The organism is Cryobacterium sp. Hz9 (assembly GCF_004402825.1).
GTDB classification, from domain to species: Bacteria; Actinomycetota; Actinomycetes; order Actinomycetales; family Microbacteriaceae; genus Cryobacterium; species Cryobacterium gelidum.
Map to the genome: position 1 here is coordinate 193,946 of NZ_SOFC01000023.1, position 19,944 is coordinate 213,889.

Annotated in this window: 20 protein-coding genes and 1 tRNA gene; 8 read left to right on the forward strand and 13 right to left on the reverse strand. The window is 64.4% G+C overall.

Going from position 1 to position 19,944, the window contains the following annotated elements; translation table 11 throughout:
* Positions 1-56 precede the first annotated feature (56 nt).
* The 3 genes from E3N85_RS13375 to E3N85_RS13385 all read left to right on the forward strand — a co-directional run bounded on the left by E3N85_RS13375 (position 57) and on the right by E3N85_RS13385 (position 2,037).
* Positions 57-1,010: a LysR family transcriptional regulator gene (locus E3N85_RS13375; RefSeq protein ID WP_134463968.1), complete on the forward strand. Its 954-nt coding sequence runs from the start codon at positions 57-59 to the stop codon at positions 1,008-1,010.
* 15 nt (positions 1,011-1,025) lie between these two features.
* Positions 1,026-1,107 (forward strand) — tRNA-Leu (locus E3N85_RS13380).
* A 195-nt stretch (positions 1,108-1,302) separates the two neighbouring features.
* Positions 1,303-2,037 carry a DedA family protein gene (locus tag E3N85_RS13385; protein ID WP_174722497.1) on the forward strand — a complete coding sequence of 245 codons (735 nt, stop codon included), beginning with the start codon at positions 1,303-1,305 and terminating at the stop codon, positions 2,035-2,037.
* A gap of 5 nt (positions 2,038-2,042) precedes the next feature.
* Here the strand turns inward: E3N85_RS13385 and E3N85_RS13390 are convergent, their stop codons facing one another.
* The 4 genes from E3N85_RS13390 to murI all read right to left on the reverse strand — a co-directional run bounded on the left by E3N85_RS13390 (position 2,043) and on the right by murI (position 5,240).
* Complete coding sequence (locus E3N85_RS13390) at positions 2,043-2,951, reverse strand: cation diffusion facilitator family transporter (RefSeq protein ID WP_134463972.1); 909 nt, start codon at positions 2,949-2,951, stop codon at positions 2,043-2,045.
* Between the two features lie 82 nt (positions 2,952-3,033).
* Positions 3,034-3,624, reverse strand: a complete 591-nt coding sequence (rdgB, locus tag E3N85_RS13395; protein WP_134463974.1) for an RdgB/HAM1 family non-canonical purine NTP pyrophosphatase — start codon at positions 3,622-3,624, stop codon at positions 3,034-3,036.
* A gap of 3 nt (positions 3,625-3,627) precedes the next feature.
* Positions 3,628-4,362 carry a ribonuclease PH gene (gene rph / locus E3N85_RS13400; protein ID WP_134463976.1) on the reverse strand — a complete coding sequence of 245 codons (735 nt, stop codon included), beginning with the start codon at positions 4,360-4,362 and terminating at the stop codon, positions 3,628-3,630.
* Complete coding sequence (gene murI / locus E3N85_RS13405) at positions 4,359-5,240, reverse strand: glutamate racemase (RefSeq protein ID WP_134463978.1); 882 nt, start codon at positions 5,238-5,240, stop codon at positions 4,359-4,361. The genes rph and murI overlap by 4 nt, the downstream gene beginning before the upstream one ends.
* 132 nt (positions 5,241-5,372) lie before the next feature.
* On the opposite strand from murI, the gene E3N85_RS13410 reads away from it, so the two are divergent.
* Entirely contained in the window at positions 5,373-6,650 is a 1,278-nt protein-coding gene (locus tag E3N85_RS13410; protein WP_134464516.1) for a nicotinate phosphoribosyltransferase, read from the forward strand.
* A gap of 1 nt (position 6,651) precedes the next feature.
* Here the strand turns inward: E3N85_RS13410 and E3N85_RS13415 are convergent, their stop codons facing one another.
* From E3N85_RS13415 to E3N85_RS13425, 3 genes are read right to left on the reverse strand one after another with little or no spacing between them, the layout of a single operon-like run.
* Positions 6,652-6,939, reverse strand: coding sequence for a DUF3039 domain-containing protein (locus tag E3N85_RS13415; protein WP_174722491.1), 288 nt, complete (start codon positions 6,937-6,939; stop codon positions 6,652-6,654).
* 32 nt (positions 6,940-6,971) lie between these two features.
* On the reverse strand, positions 6,972-8,546 hold the full coding sequence (locus E3N85_RS13420; RefSeq protein WP_134463980.1) for a hypothetical protein: 1,575 nt from the start codon (positions 8,544-8,546) through the stop codon (positions 6,972-6,974).
* Entirely contained in the window at positions 8,522-9,517 is a 996-nt protein-coding gene (locus E3N85_RS13425) for an ABC transporter ATP-binding protein (RefSeq protein WP_241978539.1), read from the reverse strand. The genes E3N85_RS13420 and E3N85_RS13425 overlap by 25 nt, the downstream gene beginning before the upstream one ends.
* A gap of 809 nt (positions 9,518-10,326) precedes the next feature.
* On the opposite strand from E3N85_RS13425, the gene E3N85_RS13430 reads away from it, so the two are divergent.
* The 3 genes from E3N85_RS13430 to E3N85_RS13440 all read left to right on the forward strand — a co-directional run bounded on the left by E3N85_RS13430 (position 10,327) and on the right by E3N85_RS13440 (position 12,722).
* The gene (locus E3N85_RS13430) at positions 10,327-11,019 is read left to right on the forward strand and encodes an NTP transferase domain-containing protein (RefSeq protein ID WP_134463982.1); all 693 of its coding nucleotides are present in this window, start codon (positions 10,327-10,329) and stop codon (positions 11,017-11,019) included.
* Between the two features lie 123 nt (positions 11,020-11,142).
* On the forward strand, positions 11,143-11,943 hold the full coding sequence (locus E3N85_RS13435; protein WP_241978502.1) for an ABC transporter permease: 801 nt from the start codon (positions 11,143-11,145) through the stop codon (positions 11,941-11,943).
* A gap of 8 nt (positions 11,944-11,951) precedes the next feature.
* Positions 11,952-12,722, forward strand: a complete 771-nt coding sequence (locus tag E3N85_RS13440) for an ABC transporter ATP-binding protein (protein ID WP_134464524.1) — start codon at positions 11,952-11,954, stop codon at positions 12,720-12,722.
* Here the strand turns inward: E3N85_RS13440 and E3N85_RS13445 are convergent.
* Positions 12,719-13,033, reverse strand: a complete 315-nt coding sequence (locus E3N85_RS13445; RefSeq protein ID WP_134463984.1) for a helix-turn-helix domain-containing protein — start codon at positions 13,031-13,033, stop codon at positions 12,719-12,721. The genes E3N85_RS13440 and E3N85_RS13445 overlap by 4 nt on opposite strands.
* Positions 13,034-13,205: 172 nt before the next feature.
* Between E3N85_RS13445 and E3N85_RS13450 the strand changes: the two genes are divergently transcribed.
* Positions 13,206-14,027: a hypothetical protein gene (locus E3N85_RS13450; RefSeq protein WP_370289306.1), complete on the forward strand. Its 822-nt coding sequence runs from the start codon at positions 13,206-13,208 to the stop codon at positions 14,025-14,027.
* Here E3N85_RS13450 and E3N85_RS13455 read toward each other — a convergent pair.
* The 5 genes from E3N85_RS13455 to E3N85_RS13475 all read right to left on the reverse strand — a co-directional run bounded on the left by E3N85_RS13455 (position 14,022) and on the right by E3N85_RS13475 (position 19,870).
* A complete protein-coding gene (locus tag E3N85_RS13455) occupies positions 14,022-15,299 on the reverse strand; it encodes a CDP-glycerol glycerophosphotransferase family protein (protein ID WP_166783961.1) in 1,278 nt (425 codons plus the stop codon). The two genes, E3N85_RS13450 and E3N85_RS13455, sit on opposite strands and share 6 nt — an antisense overlap.
* Before the next feature lie 19 nt (positions 15,300-15,318).
* A complete protein-coding gene (locus E3N85_RS13460) occupies positions 15,319-16,227 on the reverse strand; it encodes a glycosyltransferase family 2 protein (protein ID WP_241978504.1) in 909 nt (302 codons plus the stop codon).
* On the reverse strand, positions 16,214-17,038 hold the full coding sequence (locus E3N85_RS13465; protein ID WP_134463986.1) for a CDP-alcohol phosphatidyltransferase family protein: 825 nt from the start codon (positions 17,036-17,038) through the stop codon (positions 16,214-16,216). The genes E3N85_RS13460 and E3N85_RS13465 overlap by 14 nt, the downstream gene beginning before the upstream one ends.
* A 4-nt stretch (positions 17,039-17,042) precedes the next feature.
* Positions 17,043-18,041 (reverse strand): glycosyltransferase family 2 protein, encoded by a 999-nt coding sequence (locus E3N85_RS13470; RefSeq protein WP_134464530.1) that lies wholly within the window; start codon positions 18,039-18,041, stop codon positions 17,043-17,045.
* Positions 18,042-18,223: 182 nt separating this feature from the next.
* Entirely contained in the window at positions 18,224-19,870 is a 1,647-nt protein-coding gene (locus tag E3N85_RS13475; RefSeq protein WP_134463988.1) for a S1C family serine protease, read from the reverse strand.
* Positions 19,871-19,944 lie beyond the last annotated feature (74 nt).

Consider the following 19,944-nt stretch of genomic DNA (forward strand, 5'->3'; position numbering starts at 1 on the left):
ACGACGAACGGGCAACAAGAACCAAAACGACAGAGCACGTGTGCATAATTGCAGATATGACCTCTCCGCTGGCTGGCACCGCCCCCAATCCCGATGATCTCCTCATCCTGTTGGCCGTCGCCCGCACCGGTCGATTCACGACCGCGGCCGAGAGCCTCGGGCTCAACCACACCACGGTGTCGCGGCGCATCACCGCCCTCGAAAAAGCCCTGGACGGTCGTCTCCTGGCCCATGCCGTGGCTGGTTGGGAACTGACCGAACTCGGGGAACGCGCCCGCACCGCGGCGGAGGGGGTGGAATCCGCCGTCGCTTTGCTGCGCGGTTCCGCCGCTGAAGCACAGCAGATTGCCGGCGTGGTGCGCATGTCGGCGACGGACGGCTTCAGTGCCTTCATCGCCGCCCCCGCTGTCGCCGGCCTCCAGCGACAACATCCGCTGCTGCGGGTCGAAATCGTCACCGTCACCCGACGTGCCCTGCAGCACCGTTCCGGGCTGGACATCGAAGTGGTCGTAGGCGAGCCGCAAGTGCACCGGGCGGAGTCGATTCTGCTCGGCTATTACAACCTGGGCATGTACGCCTCCCGTCTCTATCTGCAGACGCACGGAACGCCCCGGACCATTGCCGAGCTGACTCAGCATCCGCTCGTCTATTTTGTGGATTCGATGCTGCAGGTCGACGACCTTGACGCCCCCCGACGACTCGTGCCAGAGATGCGGGAGTCGCTGAGTTCCACCAACGTCTTCGTGCACGTCGAGGGCACCCGGGCCGGCGCCGGAATCGGCTTTCTGCCGTGTTTCATGGCCGATCAGCACGCCGATTTGGTGCGTCTGCTGCCGGAGCAATTTCAGGAACGACTTTCATACTGGATGGTCGTGCGCACCGAATCGCTGCGACTGCCGGCGGTGGCGGCGCTCGTGGGTGCGCTTCGCGCTCGAATGGCGTCCTACGCGACCGCGCTGCGCGGCCACGACACCCCAGCTAGCGCTCGCAGCGATGATCAACCCAACTAGACTGGGGCCACACCCGCGGGAGTGGTGGAATTGGCAGACACGCAGGATTTAGGTTCCTGTGCTTTCGAGCGTGGGGGTTCAAGTCCCCTCTCCCGCACATGGAGCAGATTTCAGCAGCGTTGAGCGCACGCCGCCACTGACGGTCGCGAAACCAGGGCCACAATCGACCGACTCCCCCTGTTTCAGGGGGTAATCGGCGGAGCATTCTCACCATAAGGCGATACCCTGTGTCTCGGTATCCGCCGTCGTTACCCGAACGTCTGCCCGCCGCCGACTGGAGCACACCCGCGTGATTCACACCGCTCTGATTCCTTGGCTCGACCCGACCCAGATCATTGAATCGGCCGGCCCGTGGGCATTGCTCGTCGTCTGTGCGATCGTCTTTGCCGAAACCGGCCTGTTGGTCGGGTTTCTACTGCCGGGCGATACCCTCCTCATCATCACCGGCTTGCTCGCGTTCCCCGCCGCCGGCGTCATCCAGATCGACATCTGGTGGGTGGCCCTGGCTATTGGGTTTGCCGCTTTTCTGGGCGGCGAAGTCGGCTACCTGATCGGGCATAAATTTGGTCCCCGCGTCTTCGAGCGCAAGGAATCCGGCCTGTTCAGCATCAAGAACGTCGACCGCACCAATGCCTTCTTCGTTCGATTCGGTGGCGTCGCCGTCATCGTGGCCAGGTTCGTGCCGATTGTGCGCACCTTCGCACCGGTCGCCGCCGGCGTCGGCCACATGGACTACCGCAAGTACACCCTGTACAACCTCATCGGTGCTCTGCTCTGGGGTACCGGCCTGACCTTCGGCGGGTACTTTCTCGGCTACATTCCACCGGTGGCCGAATTCGTCACGAAGTACATCGACCTCATCCTGCTCGGCGCGGTCGTCGTCACCCTCATTCCCACGGTGTATCACTACGTGCAGTCGATGCTGAAAGCCCGTCGCCTGCGCGGCCAGCCGACCACCGCACCGAGCAGCCACCTGCTCGATCCGGACACGTTCAAGACCAATCACAATGGTCGTCACGAGGTCTGATCAGCTCAGCGGTGCTGCTGGTCTTCGTGCTCGGCATGCTCGGCTGGTTCGAGCTGAAAGTTTGAGTGGGCCACGTCGAAGTGCACGGCGAGGCATCCCGACAGCTCATCGAGGAGAGCGTCGGTACCGGCAGCGAGCACGTTGGGCTCGACGACGATGTGGGCGGTGAACACATGGGCACCGCTCGTGATCGCCCAGACGTGGACGTCGTGCACGGCGACCACCCCCACCGTGGCGAGCAGGTGGCGTCGAATTTCGCTCACGTCGGTGTCAGCCGGGGTCGACTGGCTGAACACCCGCACGACGTCGCGCAGCAAAAAGTAGGCGCGCGGCAAGATCATTCCGGCGATGACGAGCGAGGCGATGGCATCCGCTTGGGCAAAGCCGGTGGTCAGAATAATGATGGCGGCCACGATAACCGCGACCGATCCCAGAGCGTCGCCGAGCACCTCGAGGTACGCGCCGCGCATGTTGATTGACCCGATAGCAGCCGGGCGCAGCAATACCATCGCGGCCACGTTGGCGGCCAGTCCGATAATGGCGACGACGAGCATCGGCGTGCCGAGCACCTCGGTGCCCGACGGGCTGATCAACCGGGCGATGGCCAGGGCGGAGACCACACTGGCCACACCGATCAGGATCAACCCATTGATGAGCGCCCCGAACACCTCAGCGCGTTGAAACCCAAAGGTGGCCCGGTCGGTCGGCGGCCGGGCCGCGACCACGGTCGCGACCAGCGCAACGCTGAGGCCGAACAGATCGGACAGCATATGCCCGGCATCAGCGAGCAGGGCAAGCGAGCCGGTGAGCCATGCTCCGATCACTTCGACCAGCAGCACGGATGCCACGATGCCGATGGCGATCGACAATCGTCTCCGGTTCGATCCGGTGCCGTGCTCGTGATCGTGGCCCATGGCGCAACGTTAGGCCTGTAGCGCGCCGCTTGCCAGCCGACCGGCTAGTTGGGAATGAATGCCGTTCTCAGCATCCCCAAAGTCAGACGCCGAGCACCTCTCGCAGCACCGGGACGAGAGCGTCGAACGCGATCGCCCGATGGCTGACCTGGTTCTTGACGTGTGCCGAGAGCTCGGCTGCCGAGATGGCGTATCCGTCGGGGAGAAAGATCGGGTCGTAACCGAAACCGTTGGCACCGGTCGGTTCGAACAGAAGCTGTCCCGGCCATTCGCCGGTGACGGCCCGCTCGGTGCCGTCGGGCAAGGCGAGAGCCGCGACACAGGTGAAGTGGGCGTCGCGGTGCTGCTCGGCAACGTCGCTGAGCTGCCAGAGCAGTAGGCGCAGGTTCTCGCCGGCGTCCTTGGCCGGTCCCGACCAGCGTGCCGAGAAGATTCCAGGAGCCCCTCCGAGAATGTCGACGCAGATGCCCGAGTCGTCGGCGATCGCCGGCAACCCGGTATGAACCGCAGCGGCGCGCGCCTTGATCAGGGCATTTTCGGTGAAACTGACGCCGTCCTCGACAGGTTCGGGGCCGTCGTAGGCGAGCACCTCGATGCCGGGCAGCTGAGGGGCCAGGATGCGCCGCAACTCCTCAACCTTGTGGGCGTTGTGCGTGGCGAGAACGAGCTGCACCGCTCAGCGCTCCAACGCGCTGGTCTGGAACTCGGTCAGACTGACGGCCCCCTTGAGGGCGAGGTCGAGCAGCGTGTCGAGCTCGCTGCGGTCGAACGGTGCCGCTTCGGCGGTGCCCTGCACCTCGACGAACTTGCCGCGACCGGTGACGACGACGTTCATATCGGTGTCGGCGCGCACGTCTTCGGTGTAGGCGAGATCAAGCATGGGAACTCCGCCGATGATGCCGACGGACACGGCCGAGACGCTGTCGGTGAGCGGTTGCGCCTTCTGGGAGATGAATTTCTTGGCGCGCCCCCACTCCAGGGCGTCGGCGAGGGCCACATAAGCGCCGGTGATGGCCGCGGTACGGGTTCCACCGTCGGCTTGCAGCACGTCGCAGTCGAGCACGAGCGTGTTCTCGCCGAGCGCCTTCATATCGACGACCGCGCGCAGGCTGCGACCGATCAGGCGGCTGATCTCGTGGGTGCGGCCGCCGATCTTACCCTTGACCGATTCCCGGTCCATGCGGCTATTGGTCGAACGCGGCAGCATCGAATATTCGGCGGTGACCCAGCCCTTACCCTTGCCGCTCATCCACCGAGGGACGCCGTTGGTGAACGACGCCGTGCAGAGCACCCTGGTGCCTCCGTAGGAGATCAATGCCGAGCCCTCGGCCTGGTCACTCCAGCCGCGCTCGATCGTGATCGGGCGAAGCTCGTCGTTGGTGCGCCCGTCGGCGCGCAGGATTTCGGTCACGGTGTACTCCTAGTGGTTCGGGCCCCGGTGGCGGTTCCGGTGAAAAGCGGGGGTGTAGCCAACGCGCTCAGGTTGAGCGTGCCGGTCTCGATCAGGTCGACGCGGCTGATTTCGGGTCCGATCAGACGATGGGCGAGGGCCAGAAAGTCCTCGGCGCTGTCGCCGGTGGCCTCGTAACGGTAGCTGGGAGGGCTTGTGCTTGCGCGTTCCAGGCCCTGGCTCACCAAGACCCGATAGACGTCATTGGCGGTTTCGGTGTCGCTTGACACCAGGGTGACGCCCTCGCCCATCACGTACGAGATCGCGCCGCGCAGAAATGGATAATGGGTGCAGCCGAGCACGAGGGTGTCGACCTGAGCGGCGCGCAGCGGTGCGAGGTATTCCTCGGCGACGGCGAGCACCTCGGATCCGGTCGTAACGCCGGCCTCCACGAACTCGACGAAGCGTGGGCAGGCCTGGCTGAAGAGACTGATCTGGGGCGCGGCAGCGAAGGCGTCATTGTAGGCCCGGGAATTGACGGTGCCCAGGGTGCCAATGACCCCCACCCGCTGGTTGCGGGTGGTTGAGACAGCGCGGCGCACAGCCGGTTGGATCACCTCGATCACGGGCACGCTGTAGCGTTCGCGGGCATCCCGCAGCATCGCTGCCGACGCCGTGTTGCAGGCGATCACGAGCAGTTTCACGTCTTGCGCCACAAGGTCGTCAAGCACGTCGAGGGCGAAGCCACGCACATCGGCGATCTTCTTCGGCCCGTACGGCGAGTGTGCAGTATCGCCGATATAGAGAATGGATTCGCCCGGCAACTGGTCCTTGATCGCCCGGGCGACGGTCAAGCCGCCCACTCCGGAATCGAAAATACCAATCGGTGCATCCGTCACGGTGATCTAGCCTAGCCCGACGTAGCGGCTAAGCTGTGCCGGGTGACCCCGTCCCCTGCTTTCCCCGTGTCAACACAGCGCAGACCAGCTGCCTACACCCCCGCTTTTCGCACCGACCGGTACGAGCTCACCATGGTGGATGCCGCTATCCAGAGCGGGACCGCCGACCGGGAGTGCATGTTCGAGGCTTTTGCCCGACGCCTGCCCGCCGGCCGTCGCTACGGCATCGTCGCCGGCACCGGTCGCCTGCTCGAGCTGATCGCTGAGTTTCGCTTCGAGACCTCGGAACTGACCTGGCTCGCCGAGAACACCATCGTACGCACGCGCACCCTCGATTACCTGTCCGACTACGCCTTCAGCGGCAATGCCTGGGGCTACCAGGAGGGCGATGCCTACTTTCCCGGATCGCCGCTGCTGCTGGTAGAAAGCACCTTCGCCGAGGGCGTCATTCTGGAGACGCTCATTCTCAGCGTGCTCAACTACGACATCTCCGTGGCCAGCGCCGCCGCGCGCATGGTCTCGGTGAGTCTCGGACGCCCAATCGCTGAAATGGGATCACGACGCACCAACGAGCACTCAGCGGTCGCCGCCGCCCGTGCCGCGTTCATTGCCGGCTTCGCGTCGACAAGCAACCTGGAAGCTGGCCGCCAGTGGGGCCTTCCGACCATGGGAACCGCCGCACACTCCTTCATTTTGCTGCACGACAGCGAAGAAGAGGCGTTCCAGGCGCAGGTGGATGCCTTCGGCAGCGCAACCACGCTGCTCGTGGACACCTACGATATTCCCGCCGGAATCGCCCTGGCCGTCAAGACCGCAGGGCCGGAGCTCGGCTCGATCCGCATCGATTCGGGCGATCTGCCCACTGTCGTTGCCGCGGCACGAGCCCAACTCGATGCACTCGGCGCGGTCAATACGAAGATCACCGTCACGAGCGACCTCGACGAGTTCGCCATTGCGGCTCTGTCGGCGAGCCCGGTGGATGCCTTCGGTGTCGGCACCTCTGTCGTGACCGGGTCGGGCGAACCAGCCGCCGGCCTGGTGTACAAGCTCGTCGCGCACAAGGGGCATGGCGACGACTGGATCTCCGTCGCCAAAACGTCGACCGCAAAACTTTCCATCGGCGGCCGCAAGAGCGCCCTGCGCCGGCTGGATGCCGGTGGCACAGCCCAGGAAGAAATCATTCTGCTCGGCGAAGGCCCCGACGCCGAGGCACAACGCGATTCCCCAAGCGGGCTGGAACGAGCGCTTCTCGTTCCGCTGATCACGAACGGCACCGTCGACGAGCGTTATCTGGGATCAGCCGGAACGCTTCGTGCACGCGCGCACAACGCATCCGTTATGCAGGAGTTGCCGATCGAGGCTTTTCGGTTGGGGCGCGGCGAGGCCGTTATTCCGACCACGTATCGCTGAGCTACTTCGCCTTCATCTTCTCGTAGATGGCCTTGCAGGTCGGGCACACCGGGAATTTTTCCGGATCGCGGCCCGGCAACCACTTCTTGCCGCACAGTGCCTTGACCGGCTTGCCCGAAATGGCGGACTCGAGAATTTTGTCCTTGGGTACGTAGTGCGAAAAACGTTCGTGGTCGCCGGGTTCGATCTGCTCCTGGTTCAGGAGTTCTTCGAGCTCTCGGTCGAGCGTGGACGTTCCGCCGCCGGGCTGGCCGGGCTCTGCAATGCTCGCACGAATGATTTCAGTCATATGACCAGTCTAAGCACTGTGGCGGTTGGTGGTCAGGCGCGCTGCGCGGAGGCGAGCATCTCTGGCCCGCGCCGGTTGAAGGTACGCGAGCCGACCCAGATTCCCACGATCACGGTTACCAGTCCCATGCCGAGGCCGACACCGAGGGCACGCAGATGCCAGGCGGGGTCCTCGAAGATTCCGAGATAGGCGAAGATGAGCGCGGGAAGCGCCACGACGATCGATCCCGTGAAAGTCAGCGACTGCACGAGTGCCGAAGCGGTGTCGGACGCCTGCGGCTGGGCGAACGGACTGTCACCGGGTTTGGTCACCGGGTAGGGGAACCGGGTCGAGGTGTAGCTGGAGAAGCCCAAACCTGCCAAGAGGATGCACGTGCTTACGCCCAGCATGGACGGCAGCACCGACCAGTCTCCGTAAAACGCGATGCTGAGGGCTGAGCCGATACCAATGAGCGGTATGCCCATGAGAAGTGCGGGAAGGAGTCGGCCGACACGGTCGGCCATGCCGCGCGTTCCCGACGCCACGTGCAGCCAGATCGCGGTGCTGTCGTAGGCCACGTCATTGTGCATGGTCCATCCGAGAAAGACACACATGAGTGGTACGGGGACGAGCGCGAGGTAGTTCAGCGGTACCCCGGCGATACTCAGCGGAAGAATCGCGATGATCGGCACGATCGGGATCATGATCAGCGACATCCAATACCGCGAGTCTCGCGCCCAGTAAGTGAAGGTGCGAGCGGCGATGGCGCCAACGGAGCTGTGCGGCAGCCGGTCGAACCAACCCAGCCCGGAATACTGCTTCGCCGCTGCCTCACGGCCGGGTGACACCAGCATGCGGGCCACAACGAGCTGCCAGACCAGCCAGAGGACATAGGCAGACGCCGCGGCAATGAATAGTTTGAGAATCGCCGCACCCCAGGCGCCCGTGGAGGCGTCTCCGGGAACAGCCCATGCTGCACCGAGCGGGGTCCAGCCCAGAATCGCAGCCACGGTGCCCAGCAGGGTGCGTCCGTTACGGCCCCAGTCCGTACTGAGCAGCACCACTACCAGCGGAGAAATCAGTACGAGCACGACGACACCGATCAGCCCGGTGAACTCCCGAGAACGCCGGGTCGACAGGAGAAAAGCTGCGAGGGATGCGCTCACCCGCGAGAGCAGAATGCAGGTCACGAGGATCAGCCCCGCCGAGACCAGGGCGAGCAGGGTCTGGCCGATGCCGCGCGACCAGGTGAAAACCGTGCCGAGCAACACAATGGTCAAGGCGAGCGCCGGAACTCCGATCAGTGCCGAACCGGCCAGACCGAGCGACAAAGATCGGTTGGGAATACCCAGGAACGCAAACTTGCGCGGATCCATGCTGTCGTCGATGCCGACCACAATCGGGATGACGAGAAAGCCGAGGACCACGGCCGATCCGGCCACCGTGAGCGAATCCCGGACGAGAGCGGGGTCACCGATGAAGCGCAGGCCGATCAGAGCGACGAGAAGCGCCACGGCGAGGCCGAGACCGTACAGCAGGCCAACAACGAGGCCGACGACCTGCCACGGGCTACGACGAAACAGATTGGCGACCAGCCGTAGTTTCAGTCCGAAAAATTGTGCAACCATTCCATGCCCTCCGCGACCTTGCGACCACCGGCGAGCTCGACGAACCGATCCTCCAAGGTCTTCTGCCCACGGACCTCGTCGACGGTTCCCGCTGCCAAAACACGCCCCTGCACAATGATGGCGACGTGATCGCAGACACGCTGGATCAGGTCCATACCGTGGCTGGACAGCACGACGGTTCCACCGGCAGCCACATACTTCTGCAAAATCTCGGTGACGTTGACCGCGGACACAGGGTCGACCGACTCGAAGGGCTCATCGAGCACGAGTACGCGTGGGGAATGAATCATCGCGCAGGCCAGGGCGATCTTCTTGGTCATGCCGGCGGAGTAGTCCGCGACGAGGCGATTGAGGGCATCCTCGAGGCCGAAAGCTGCGGCGAGGTCGGCCGACCGGCTTCGCACGGTGTCATTGTCGAGTCCGCGCAGGGTACCCGCGTAATAGAGGAGTTGTGCGCCGGTCAGACGATCGAATAGCCGAAGCCGGTCGGGCAGAACACCGATGACACGTTTGGCCTCGTTGGGTCGAGCCCAGACGTCGATGCCGTGCACCATGACCGTGCCGGCGGTCGGGCGCAGCAGCCCGGTGATCATCGAAAGGGAAGTCGTTTTTCCGGCACCGTTGGGTCCGACGATGCCGTAGAACGACCCGGCTCGCACAGTCAGGTCGAGGTTGGAGACCGCGGCGTTATGGCCGAACCGTTTGATCAGTCCGCGGGCCTCAATGACAATCGGGCCTTGAACAATCGGTGCCACCTGGGGTGCCGGCTGCGTCGAGGCCGTGGCCGCTGGTGAGGTCGCGGTCTTCGCGGCGGGCTGCGACGCGGTCTTCGACGTGGGCTGCGACGCGGTCTTTGACGTGGCCTTTGACGTGGCCTTCGGTGTCGCGTCAGGAGCCGGCGTGGCTGCCGGTTCAGGCGGCGGTGAGATCGGCGTTGTAAGCGGCTTTTCTGTCGCGGTCGTGGTGACCAGCGCATCGCGGGTTACGTAGGGCCGCGTAGTGTCGTCGGCTGCGTTCTCAGCGAGAATCTGCGCTGTCGCCGGCGCGGCAACAGCCGGTTTCTTCGTTGTCGTCGGCTTCCGCACTGTTGGCTTGCGAACGGCCGGCTTACGAACGGCCGGCTTACGAACGGCCGGTTTGGTCACGACCGGTTTCATATCCGCTTCTGCAGTCGGCTGCGATTCGGCCGGTTTGAAAACTTCTGGGCCGGATGCGGTCGCCTCGGCCGCGGTCGCAGGTCTGGCTACGGTCGGCTCGGTCGCAGTCGCCGGGCGTACAGCGGGTTTGCGCACAGCGGGTTTGCGCACAGCGGGTTTGCGCACAGTGGGTTCACGTGCAGCGGGTTCACGTGCAGCGGGTGTGCGTGCAGCGGGTTTGCGTACCGCGGGTTTGCGTACCGCTGGCGTCCGAACAGCGGGCTTGCTGGCCGTCGACTTGGCGGTGGGCGGTGCCTCCGATTCGACGGCACGGTCCGCGGCAGACTCGTCATCGGGTTCGAGGTGGGGCGGCACGAAAGTCACTCCGCTAACCTATCAAGGACCGTTGCCTCTGGGGCGCGAACGCCTGCGCAGCAACCGTTACAACCTGTGAGTACGCTCAGTACCGGGTCACGAAATGGACACGTGCTGAACCGTTTCCTCCCCCGGAACTGCCCGACAGGTTATGGTGAGGATGACATAATGGTGTGTCTTTACATGAACATGTGGGTGAATCCTAAGCAAACTCTTCTTGACTGAGTGGGTTTTCAGGCGTAGCCCCAACCATTTTTGAGGAGATAATCGTGACGACGCAAGTAGTCATTCTGGCGGCCGGTATGGGCAGCCGTCTCGGGCGCTCGCTTCCGAAGCCGCTCACCGAACTGAGCGATGGCCGCACGATCATGCAGCAGCAGTTCGATAACATCGCGCACGCCTTCGGCAAAGCTGCCAAGGTCACGATCGTCGTCGGGTACAAGCTCGAGCACATCATCGAAGCGTTCCCGCAGGCATCTTTTGTCTATAACGAGGAGTACGACCAGACCAACACGTCGAAGAGCCTGCTGCGTGCCCTGCAGGCCTCGAAGTCGGGCGGCGTGCTCTGGATGAACGGAGACGTGGTCTTCGATCCGGCTATTCTCGACCGCGCTGCCGCCATGATGGCGCGCGACCAGTCCTTCGTCACCGTGAACACCGACAAGGTATCCGATGAAGAGGTCAAGTACACCACGAGCGCCGAAGGCTACATCAAGGAGCTGTCCAAGACCGTGAAGGGCGGCCTCGGCGAAGCCGTCGGCATCAATTACGTTTCAGGTGCCGATAAGGCGACCCTCATTCGCCAGCTGACCAAGGTGGCCGACCAGGACTACTTCGAGCGCGGCATTGAGCTGGCCATCGAACAGAACCGCATGCTGGTGGAGCCGGTGAACATCTCCGACTTCTACGCCGTCGAGGTGGACTTCGCCGAAGACCTCGAGCGCGCCAACCTGTTCGTCTAACCGACGCGAAACCGCACCGCCCGAAACCCCCTCGCCACGGCATGGGGGTTTCGTGGTCCGTGCGTCTGCAACGCGGCGGCGGCTGGCACGGAACGCTCCCCGCGCTCCCATACGATAGACCGCGTGAGTAGTTACGCCCAAGTGCGCCCCGAACAGCGCACGCCGATCGCCCGCTATCGGCATTCCCTGTGGTTGCTGACGCAGCGCGATCTGCGGGTGCGCTACTCCACCTCGGTGCTCGGCTACTTCTGGTCCATTCTCGATCCGCTCGTGATGGCAGGCATATACTGGTTTGTCTTCACCCAGGTATTTGACCGCAGCGTCGGCAACGGCCCGTATATCGTGTTCCTCCTGGCTGCCCTGCTGCCTTGGATGTGGTTCAACGGTGCCGTCTCCGACTGCACCCGGGCGTTTCTGCGCGAGGCGAAGCTGATCCGCTCCACCCGCATCCCCCGCACCATTTGGGTGAACCGACTTGTGCTGTCCAAGGGCATCGAGTTCGTCGCATCGATCCCGGTGCTCGTCTTGTTCGTTATTGTGTACGGGGCCGAACTGGGTGTCGAGGCGTTCTTCTTTCCCCTCGCCATTGTGATTCAGGCGATGTTGACTACTGGCGTCGGACTGCTCGTCGCCCCGCTCGTGGTGTTCTTTCGCGACCTCGAGCGGGCCGTCAAACTCATTCTGCGTTTTCTGTTCTACGCCTCCCCCATAATCTACGGCACCACCGATCTGCCGCCTGAACTGCATTTCTGGGCTGCTTTCAACCCGCTCAATGGCATTTTCAGCCTGTATCGGGCTGCTTTTTTTCCCGAGCAACTCGACTGGTTCGCGGTCACGCTCAGCGCGGTCATCTCCCTCGCGTTCCTTGGGCTCGGACTGCTGGTCTTTCGCCGCAGTGAACGTGCCGTTCTGAAGGAGATCTAGTGGCCACGATGGCAGTGACACCCTCGGCAGCACCCGTGATCTCGCTGCACGACGTCGGCATCCGCTTTCGCAGGAATCGGCGCGGGCGTCGCAATTTCAAGGACCTGTTCGGTGCGCGCAAGCGGCGGAGCCGGCCGGGAGAGTTCTGGGCCCTGCAGCACGTGACCTTCACGGTGCAACCGGGTGAAGCCATTGGCGTCGTCGGTCGAAACGGGCAGGGCAAGTCCACGCTGCTCAAGCTCGTCACCGGCGTCGTGCTGCCCGACACGGGCTCGGTACACGTCACCGAGGGTGTTGCTCCACTGATTGAGATCACCGGCGGGTTCGTCGACGATCTCAGTGTGCGCGACAACGTCTATCTGACGGCGGGCCTGCACGGCATGACGCGCAAGCAGATCACCGATCGGTTCGACGAAATCATCGAATTCGCCGAGATCGCCGACTTCATTGACACTCCGTACAAGCATTTGTCGAGCGGGATGAAGGTACGGATCGCCTTCGCCGTGATCTCGCGGCTGGAGGAACCGATTCTGCTCGTCGATGAGGTTCTGGCCGTAGGTGACAAGGCATTTCGAGAGAAGTGTTACCGCCGCATCGAAGAACTTCTGGCGGGAGGTCGTACCCTGTTCATCGTCTCGCACAACGAACGAGACCTCCGGCGTTTCTGCACCAGGGGTCTCTACCTCGACAAGGGTGACCTGGTGCTCGACGGGCCGATCACCGAGGTGCTCGCCCGGTACAACACCGACTACGGCGTCAAACCCGCGGCTGGAGCCTAGCCGAGTCGTCGATTGGCTATCGATTCCTGGGATCGACGAAAATCTATCGCGATGTAGGCGTCGCGAGTAGGCGGAAGCTGCTCGACGGCGAGACCGGCCAGGAGTTCGCTCAATTCGATTTGCAGCACGGCCGCCAACCGAATGAGCGTATACATCGTCGGGTTGCCGTGACCGCGGTCGATGCGGGCGTAATTCGACACATTGAGTCCGGCGAGGAGCGCGACGGACTCCTGCTTGAAACCGAGCGCCAGGCGACGCTCCCGGAGGCGGAGGCCGAGCAGTCGGGACGCTTCTGATTTAGACTCAAGCATTCCTCAGTTGTAGCGGCCCGGAACGGTCTTGACTAGCGGGTGGACATTTGGTGGAAGATGGTATTTGGATCAGGCTGGCCCAGCGCGCGCCCCGGCTTCTGCCCCGGTTCACCCCGTACACTCAAGCAAACGGATGCAGGGAAGGCGAGCAATGGCACGGAAGAGCGCACCGATGTTATCGTCCACCGGCGGCACTCCGCAGGGTGGCGCACTTCCGACCGGGTTCGTCACGGGCTTCGATCGGGTGCTTTCCATTCACCGCCCCGTTGTGCTTGCGCATATCCGCAGCCTCCGACGTCGCCATCCCGACGCCTCCCCCGAACAGATCGTGCGCATCCTGGAGAAGCGTTACCTCGCCGCGGTCACGGCCGGCGGTGCCGCCGTGGGCGCCACCGCGGTCATTCCCGGCGTCAGTACCGCAATCACACTCGCGTTATCGGGGGTAGAGACCGCTGGTTTTCTCGAAACGACGGCGCTGTTCACACAATCGGTCAGCGAGGTGCATGGGATCGCCGTGGAAGACCCCGACCGCGCCCGCGCCCTCGTCATGACCATGATGCTGGGCCGTGAGGGCAGCGACCTGGTGCGGCAGCTCGCCAGTCAGGTGACCGGGTCGGGCACAGCACGCACCACCTATTGGGGTGAGCTCATCACCAACAGTCTTCCCCGGGCAATTCTCGGCCCGTTCACCGACCGCCTCAAGAGTGCATTTCTACGCCAGTTCGCCGCCCGCGGCGGCGCCAGCCTGCTCGGTAAAGCCCTCCCGTTCGGCATCGGAGCGGTGATCGGCGGTGCAGGAAACCATATCCTGGGCAACAAGGTCATGCATGCCGCGCGCCTCGCGTTCGGTCCGGCGCCAAGCGGTTTTCAACCAGACCTGGACCCGCGCGTACGGGAGATCACCGTACTGCAAAAGACCGTGCGCGACCCGGGACGACGCAGGTTTCTCCAGGCCGCACCCCGGCCAGCGCCCGATCAGGACCCGCCGCTATAGCTCGTCGCGTGCAATCATTGCGGGATCTCGAACATGTGCGATACCCACGTCAGGCACGGCCGCAAACCGATCCCACTCATCCATCAGGTGCTGCACGGCCACATGCAGCCGTCGGGTCGCTACACCGGGGGTCGTGTCTCCGAAGTAACGCTGCACCCAGCCCTGCAGGTGTTCCACCGCCGCGTCATCGTGAGTGAGCCGTTCAACGGCAGCCACAATGCCGTCGGCGCGCTCAGCCGGGAGCCATTCGCAATCGGAGAGGTAGCCGCTCGTGTCGATGATGGCCGCCGGGTTCACCGGCCGGGTGACAATGAGCGGCCTACCGGTGGCGAGTCGGTCGTAGACCATGGCGGAGATGTCGACGATGGCCACATCCGCTGCGGCTAATTGCCAGCCGAGATCGGGACCGGAGTCGTAGATGTGCTGCGCGCGCGGGTCGCGGGCGTTGGCCGCGGCGAGGGCGGCGATTATGTTCTTGTTGGCGGCCCCGTAGAGATGGTCGACGACGCCGCTGCGCGGGTGCGGTCGGTAGATGACCCGGTGGGTGCCGCTGGCCAGCAGAGCGGTGACGAGCGCGACCCCGTGGGTTGCGACTGAGCCGTAGGCCGCGGCGGCCCGGTCGCCCTCCCAGGTGGGAGCATAGAGCACGACCTGGCGTTCATCGGGCGTGTAGGGGAGCTCACCGCTGAAGTAGTCGGCCTGCGGGCGCCCGATCTTGATGGCTCGCTTGTCGAAGTCGTAGTCCCACAGCACCCGGTCGAGTCGGGCCAGCGCGGCATCACCGGCCACGAACGAGTAATCGTAGGCCTTGAACTGATTGGTGATCATGTACATTTTGTCGCTCTCACCGTGGTTGATGAAAACGTGCCAGCACCGCCCGTAGCGCATCATCTGAAAGTTGCGCGGGTTCTGGTTGACGTAGAACACGATACGAATGTCCTGCTCGGCGACAATCTGCTCCAGCTGCGGCACCGTGCGGGCGTAGGCCACCGGCACAGGCGACTCGTTCATGAGCCTCAGGGTTCCACCACCGGTCCGGCTGAGAACGAGTACCGGCCAGGTTTTGGCGAGGGTGGCGAGGGGTTGGTACCACTGCCGCATTTGGTACATGTTGACCGGGCCGTCGGCAAAGTAGACGGCGATCTTAAAGTGATTGTCCTCGCGCAGCTCCCGCGCTTGCAGCGGCCCACGCAGCTGGTGCTGGACCTTGCGGGAGGCTATAACATCCTTGACCAGTTTGACTGCACGCCTGACGTCTTTCCGAATGACCACCGAATAAGACTACCTTTCGTTAGATGATCGGGGGGCGCCCGGCGCAGGTCATCCGCCAGACCGTGCGTGCTCGAAGCGGATGCCGCGGCCCCGGGTCACTGCGCCACCCTTCGCGCCAGCCGTCGAACCAGGCGCGCAGTGCCGGCCGGTTGCTCGGGGCCCAGCGCAGCATCTGAATCGCCGTCCAGGAGCCCACGTACAGCGGCACCAGCAGGGCGGGCAAGTTGCGGCGGGCCAGCCAGACCCGATTGCGGGCATTCAACCGGTAATAGTCGGCATGCCGGGTAGGGGAGATGACCGGATGGTTGGCCACAAGGTCGCCGGCATACCAGACGACCCGGTCCTGGTCCCAGACCCGCCACGCCAGTTCGATGCCTTCGTGCGCGTAGAAAAACGGTTCGGCCCAGCCTCCGGTCGCGTCGAAGACGCTGCGCGGCAGCAGAACGGCGCCCTCCCAGACGGAGAACACCGGTCCGGGCGTCGTGGCCTCACCCTTGCGGATGCGGGGAATCCACCGCCGGGGCGATTGCACACCGGTCGGGTCTTCGACCCGCGGCTGGAGCATTCCGATGGTCGGGTCGGCGCGCAACTTGCTGATCGCGTCGATCAAAAAGTTCGGATCGGGAATGCTCGCGTCGTCGTCGAGAAAGAACAGGTACTCGCCGGTAACGAGCGACACCCCGCGGTTGCGGCCAGCCGGAATGCCCAGGTTGGTCGGCAATCCAAGTGACTGCACGCCGGTAGGCAGACCTGTCGGCTGCCAGCCATTACCGACACAGACCACATCAAGAGTCACCCCCTGCTGGGCCAGCACCGACCGAATGCCCCGCTCGAGGTCATCTGCCCTGGTTCCCTGGGTGAGCACCACGACACCGACCGTCACGGTACCGGCCGTCACAGTGCCGGCCGCTTCGTTAAGACCGAACACGCTTGGACGCCATGATCGCCACGAAATGGCCGATGAGCGACAAAAATGCAAGCGGGACCAGGAGGATGAGCACGGCACGGTCCACGACCGGCTGCCCGAGAACCAACCCCACAACGGCCGCCGCGAAGATGACCATGGTCAGCTCGACCGAGTGGTAGAGCCGGTGGAACGGCAGGAAGCGGGCGAGGCGACGTACCCGGGCGATCAGGCTCGAGGTCGGTGTCTTCTCACCGTGAGTGTCGGCGAGTCGGGTGAGGCCGGCGTTGGCGCGGGCGACGTGCACCATATCGTTGAGGGCCTTGTTCAGCACGATGATCAGGGCCAGCAGCATCGCCAGGCTGGTCCACAGAAAGTCTGCGGGCGATTCGAATGGGGACGCGGCCGCCCGAATTCCGAGGGCGACGGGGATGAGCGATTCCGTGGAGTAGTGTCCGACCTTGTCGAGGAACACGCCTGCGGGCGAGGAGGTGCCCCGCCAGCGCGCTACCTCACCATCGCAGCAGTCGATGAGCATCTGCACCTGGCTGAGCGCGAGCGCGAGCAGGGCTCCCCAGATTCCGGGGATCAGCAGGGCGGCGGCGGTCGACCAACCGGCCAGGATCATCAGGGCGGTCACGCCGTTGGCGGAGATGCGGGTCTTCAGCAGCATCCAGGTGAGGTACGGCGACAGGTCCCGCAGGTACAGGCTCGCCGTCCAGTGCTCAGCATTGGCGCGCAGGCGCACCTCGGGCGGCTGGGCGACCGCGCGCAGCTGGGCGATCGACTCCGGTCGGGTCGGCCGCTGGTGTGAGATATTCGGCGAACTGGTCATCTGCTCACCTTCCCGTGTGTGCCGTGATGTTGCTGGTGAGTTTCAGGTAACCGAGCACGAACCCGACCCCCCAGCAGAAGTGAATGCAGGGCAAGACTACGAGAAAATGCACGGACGCACGAAATCCGTCCGGCCTGGCCACGATGAGCGTCGCGCCCACCACAATGAGCAGGTAGCCGGCGGGAACGATCAGGCCCAGTAGCAGCCACGGCGCCGCACCGAGAGCGCCCTGCACGAGGCCGCCAAGGCCGAGGAGCAGTCCGAGAGCCACTGCCAGCACCATGGCCGGCGGCACGAAATAGCGAAGGCCGTTGGCCGCCGGATAGCGCCGGGCCAGCTCCCCGCGCCACAGTCCGGTCGACAGCATCTGCCGTGCCAGCTGGGCCAAAGTCGGCCGCGGCCGGTAGAGCACCCGAAGCTTCGGGGTGAACCAGACCGTACCGCCGGCTTCGCGCAGACGCCGGTTGAGGTCCCAGTCCTGGCCGCGTTTCACTCCCTCGTCAAAGAGCCCGACGTTGAGAATGCTCTCTGTGCGAAAACAGCCGAGGTATACCGTATCGGCCGCGCCCTCCGCCCCGCCGACGTGGTGCGGTGTGCCGCCGAGGCCGATCCGGGTGCCGTAGGCGCGGGCCACGGCTCGCTCGAAGGAGCTGATACCGCGGGCGTCCATGATGCCGCCGACATTGGCGGCGCCGGTGCGTTCAAGCGTCTCCACCGCGACGCGCGCGTAGTCAGGCGGCAGTACCGAGTGGGCGTCCACGCGAATGACCACCGCATACTGGGACGCAAGGATGGCGATGTTCAGGCCGGCCGGCGTCGAGCCGACCTCGTTGGCCACAACGCGAATGCGCGAGTCAACGGCGGCCATTTCTGCGACCAGTTCGGTCGTACCGTCGATGCTCGGTCCGAGGGCCAATGTCACTTCGAATGGGCCCTGGTAGTCCTGCACCAATAGGCTCTCGACAGCGGCACGCACGTGGGTCGCCTCGTTGAGCACAGGCATCACATACGACACTCCGGCAAGAAATCCCGTACCACGTTGGTGCACCCTGCTAGCCAGCTTTCCGGTTGATGGTAGGACGATCGAGCCTACCAGCCCGGCAAATGGTGAAGTGCCGGCAGCCAGGAACGCACGATCGCGCCGCCGGAGAGCCGGCGACGCGATGTGGGCGAAGGAGCCGGCGGTTAGCTCGCGAGCTCGCCGACCGTGACAGGGATGGTGGTCGACTTGCCGCCTCGCACATACGTGAGGTCGGCAGTCCCCCCGGCGGCGAGTACGCGAACCTGAGCGGTGAGGTCGATCGAATCCGTGATGGGAACACCGTTGAAGTTCGTGATCACGTCACCGGCTTTCAGGCCGGCCTTTTCGGCGGCGCCGCCCGAGCTGACCTCGCTGATCAGGGCGCCGACCGTGCTGCTGGTCGAGCTCGAGGCGTTTGTGACGCTCGCCCCGAGCAGGCCGTGGGTGGCGGTGCCATTGGCGATGATCTCATCGGAAATGCGCTTGGCAAAGTTCGACGGAATCGAGAAGCCGACTCCGATGCTGCCCGCCGCGGACGAGGCCGTCGTGCTGCCGGCACTGGCAATGGCAACGTTGATGCCGATCAGTTCACCCTTACCGTTGAGCAGGGCGCCACCGGAGTTACCCGGGTTGATGGCGGCATCCGTTTGAATCACCGGGAGGGCGATGCTGGCAGAAGCGGCCCGGGGACCCTGCGACTGCGAGCCGTCCTGCTTCGGAAAGTCGAAGAAGAACGGGTTCTGGCCCTGGCTCCCGTCGGGTGTGGTGGTGTCGGGTGAGGACGGAGCGGCCGAACTCGCGACGGTAATGCTGCGGTTGAGCGCGCTCACGATGCCGTCGGTGACCGTGCCGGACAGGCCGAGCGGGGCGCCGATGGCGATGGCGCTGTCACCGACGTTGAGCTGGGACGAATCGCCCCAGGCGACCGGGGTGAGGCCGCTTGCGTCGGTCAGCTTGATCACCGCGAGGTCGGAGATGGGGTCGGTGCCGACGAGGGTGGCAGTGTAGAGCTTGCCGTCGTTGCTCTTGACCTCGATTTTCACATCGGAGGCGGCGCCGTCGAGCGTGACTACGTGGGTGTTGGTGAGCACGTAGCCGTCGGCGGTGAGGATCACGCCGGATCCGGTGCCGCCGGACGAACTGCCCGCAACATCGATGGTCACCACACTCGGGGAGGCCTTGGCAGCGACGGCGGTGACCTGGTTGACGCTCTTAGTGTTGTTGACGACGACGTTGCTCGGGCCGGAGGCCTGGCTGATCGGCACACCGTTATTCTGGCCGCTCATCATGAGGGCGGTGATGCCGGCGCCGGACGATCCACCGACCAGCGCACCGATGGCGAGCGCGGCGATCAGCGCGACGCTGCCCCTACGGCGACCGGATTCCTTGGTCATACTGGACGCGACGGGCTGCCCGGGGTACGTCTGTGACTGGTAAGAGTTCGTGGGGTGAGCATCCGCAGTGGCATAGGCCGGGTTCGACGCGGTGGCCGTCTCGATCCGTTGACCGAAGGCATCCGTCGGGTACGCGGCCGTCTGGGCCTGGTCTGGCTGGCCCTGGGCTGCTGCGGATGCTGCCGGCATGGCCGGTGCATCCACGACCGGCACGGTGGGTTCCTCGACCGGCCGGGCATCGGCTGGCTGGGAACTGACCGGCTGGGCGGGCGGAGCGGGAGGAGCGTCCGGAGAAGAGGGCGGAGACGTGGGCGAAGACGTGGGCGAGTTTGCCTCGCCGGATTCGTTCACGGTAAAATCGGCGGCATTCGCGGACCTGTCGGGGGTGGGGCCGGGATCTTGGGTGTTATCAGTCATCGGGTGCTCCTTCCAAGCGTTGCCAGCTTTGCGCCCGAACCTGAACATTCGATATGTACCTCCTGAGAGCATTC

Coding starts and splice junctions, on each gene's coding strand:
- E3N85_RS13420 (WP_134463980.1), bottom strand. CDS start 8,546: ATGGTTGCACAATTTTTCGGACTGAAACTACGGCTGGTCGCCAATCTG.
- E3N85_RS13440 (WP_134464524.1), top strand. CDS start 11,952: ATGGCAGTGACACCCTCGGCAGCACCCGTGATCTCGCTGCACGACGTC.
- E3N85_RS13390 (WP_134463972.1), bottom strand. CDS start 2,951: ATGGGCCACGATCACGAGCACGGCACCGGATCGAACCGGAGACGATTG.
- E3N85_RS13415 (WP_174722491.1), bottom strand. CDS start 6,939: ATGACTGAAATCATTCGTGCGAGCATTGCAGAGCCCGGCCAGCCCGGC.
- E3N85_RS13445 (WP_134463984.1), bottom strand. CDS start 13,033: ATGCTTGAGTCTAAATCAGAAGCGTCCCGACTGCTCGGCCTCCGCCTC.
- E3N85_RS13450 (WP_370289306.1), top strand. CDS start 13,206: ATGTTATCGTCCACCGGCGGCACTCCGCAGGGTGGCGCACTTCCGACC.
- E3N85_RS13465 (WP_134463986.1), bottom strand. CDS start 17,038: ATGACCAGTTCGCCGAATATCTCACACCAGCGGCCGACCCGACCGGAG.
- E3N85_RS13410 (WP_134464516.1), top strand. CDS start 5,373: ATGGTGGATGCCGCTATCCAGAGCGGGACCGCCGACCGGGAGTGCATG.
- E3N85_RS13375 (WP_134463968.1), top strand. CDS start 57: ATGACCTCTCCGCTGGCTGGCACCGCCCCCAATCCCGATGATCTCCTC.
- E3N85_RS13475 (WP_134463988.1), bottom strand. CDS start 19,870: ATGACTGATAACACCCAAGATCCCGGCCCCACCCCCGACAGGTCCGCG.
- E3N85_RS13470 (WP_134464530.1), bottom strand. CDS start 18,041: ATGCCTGTGCTCAACGAGGCGACCCACGTGCGTGCCGCTGTCGAGAGC.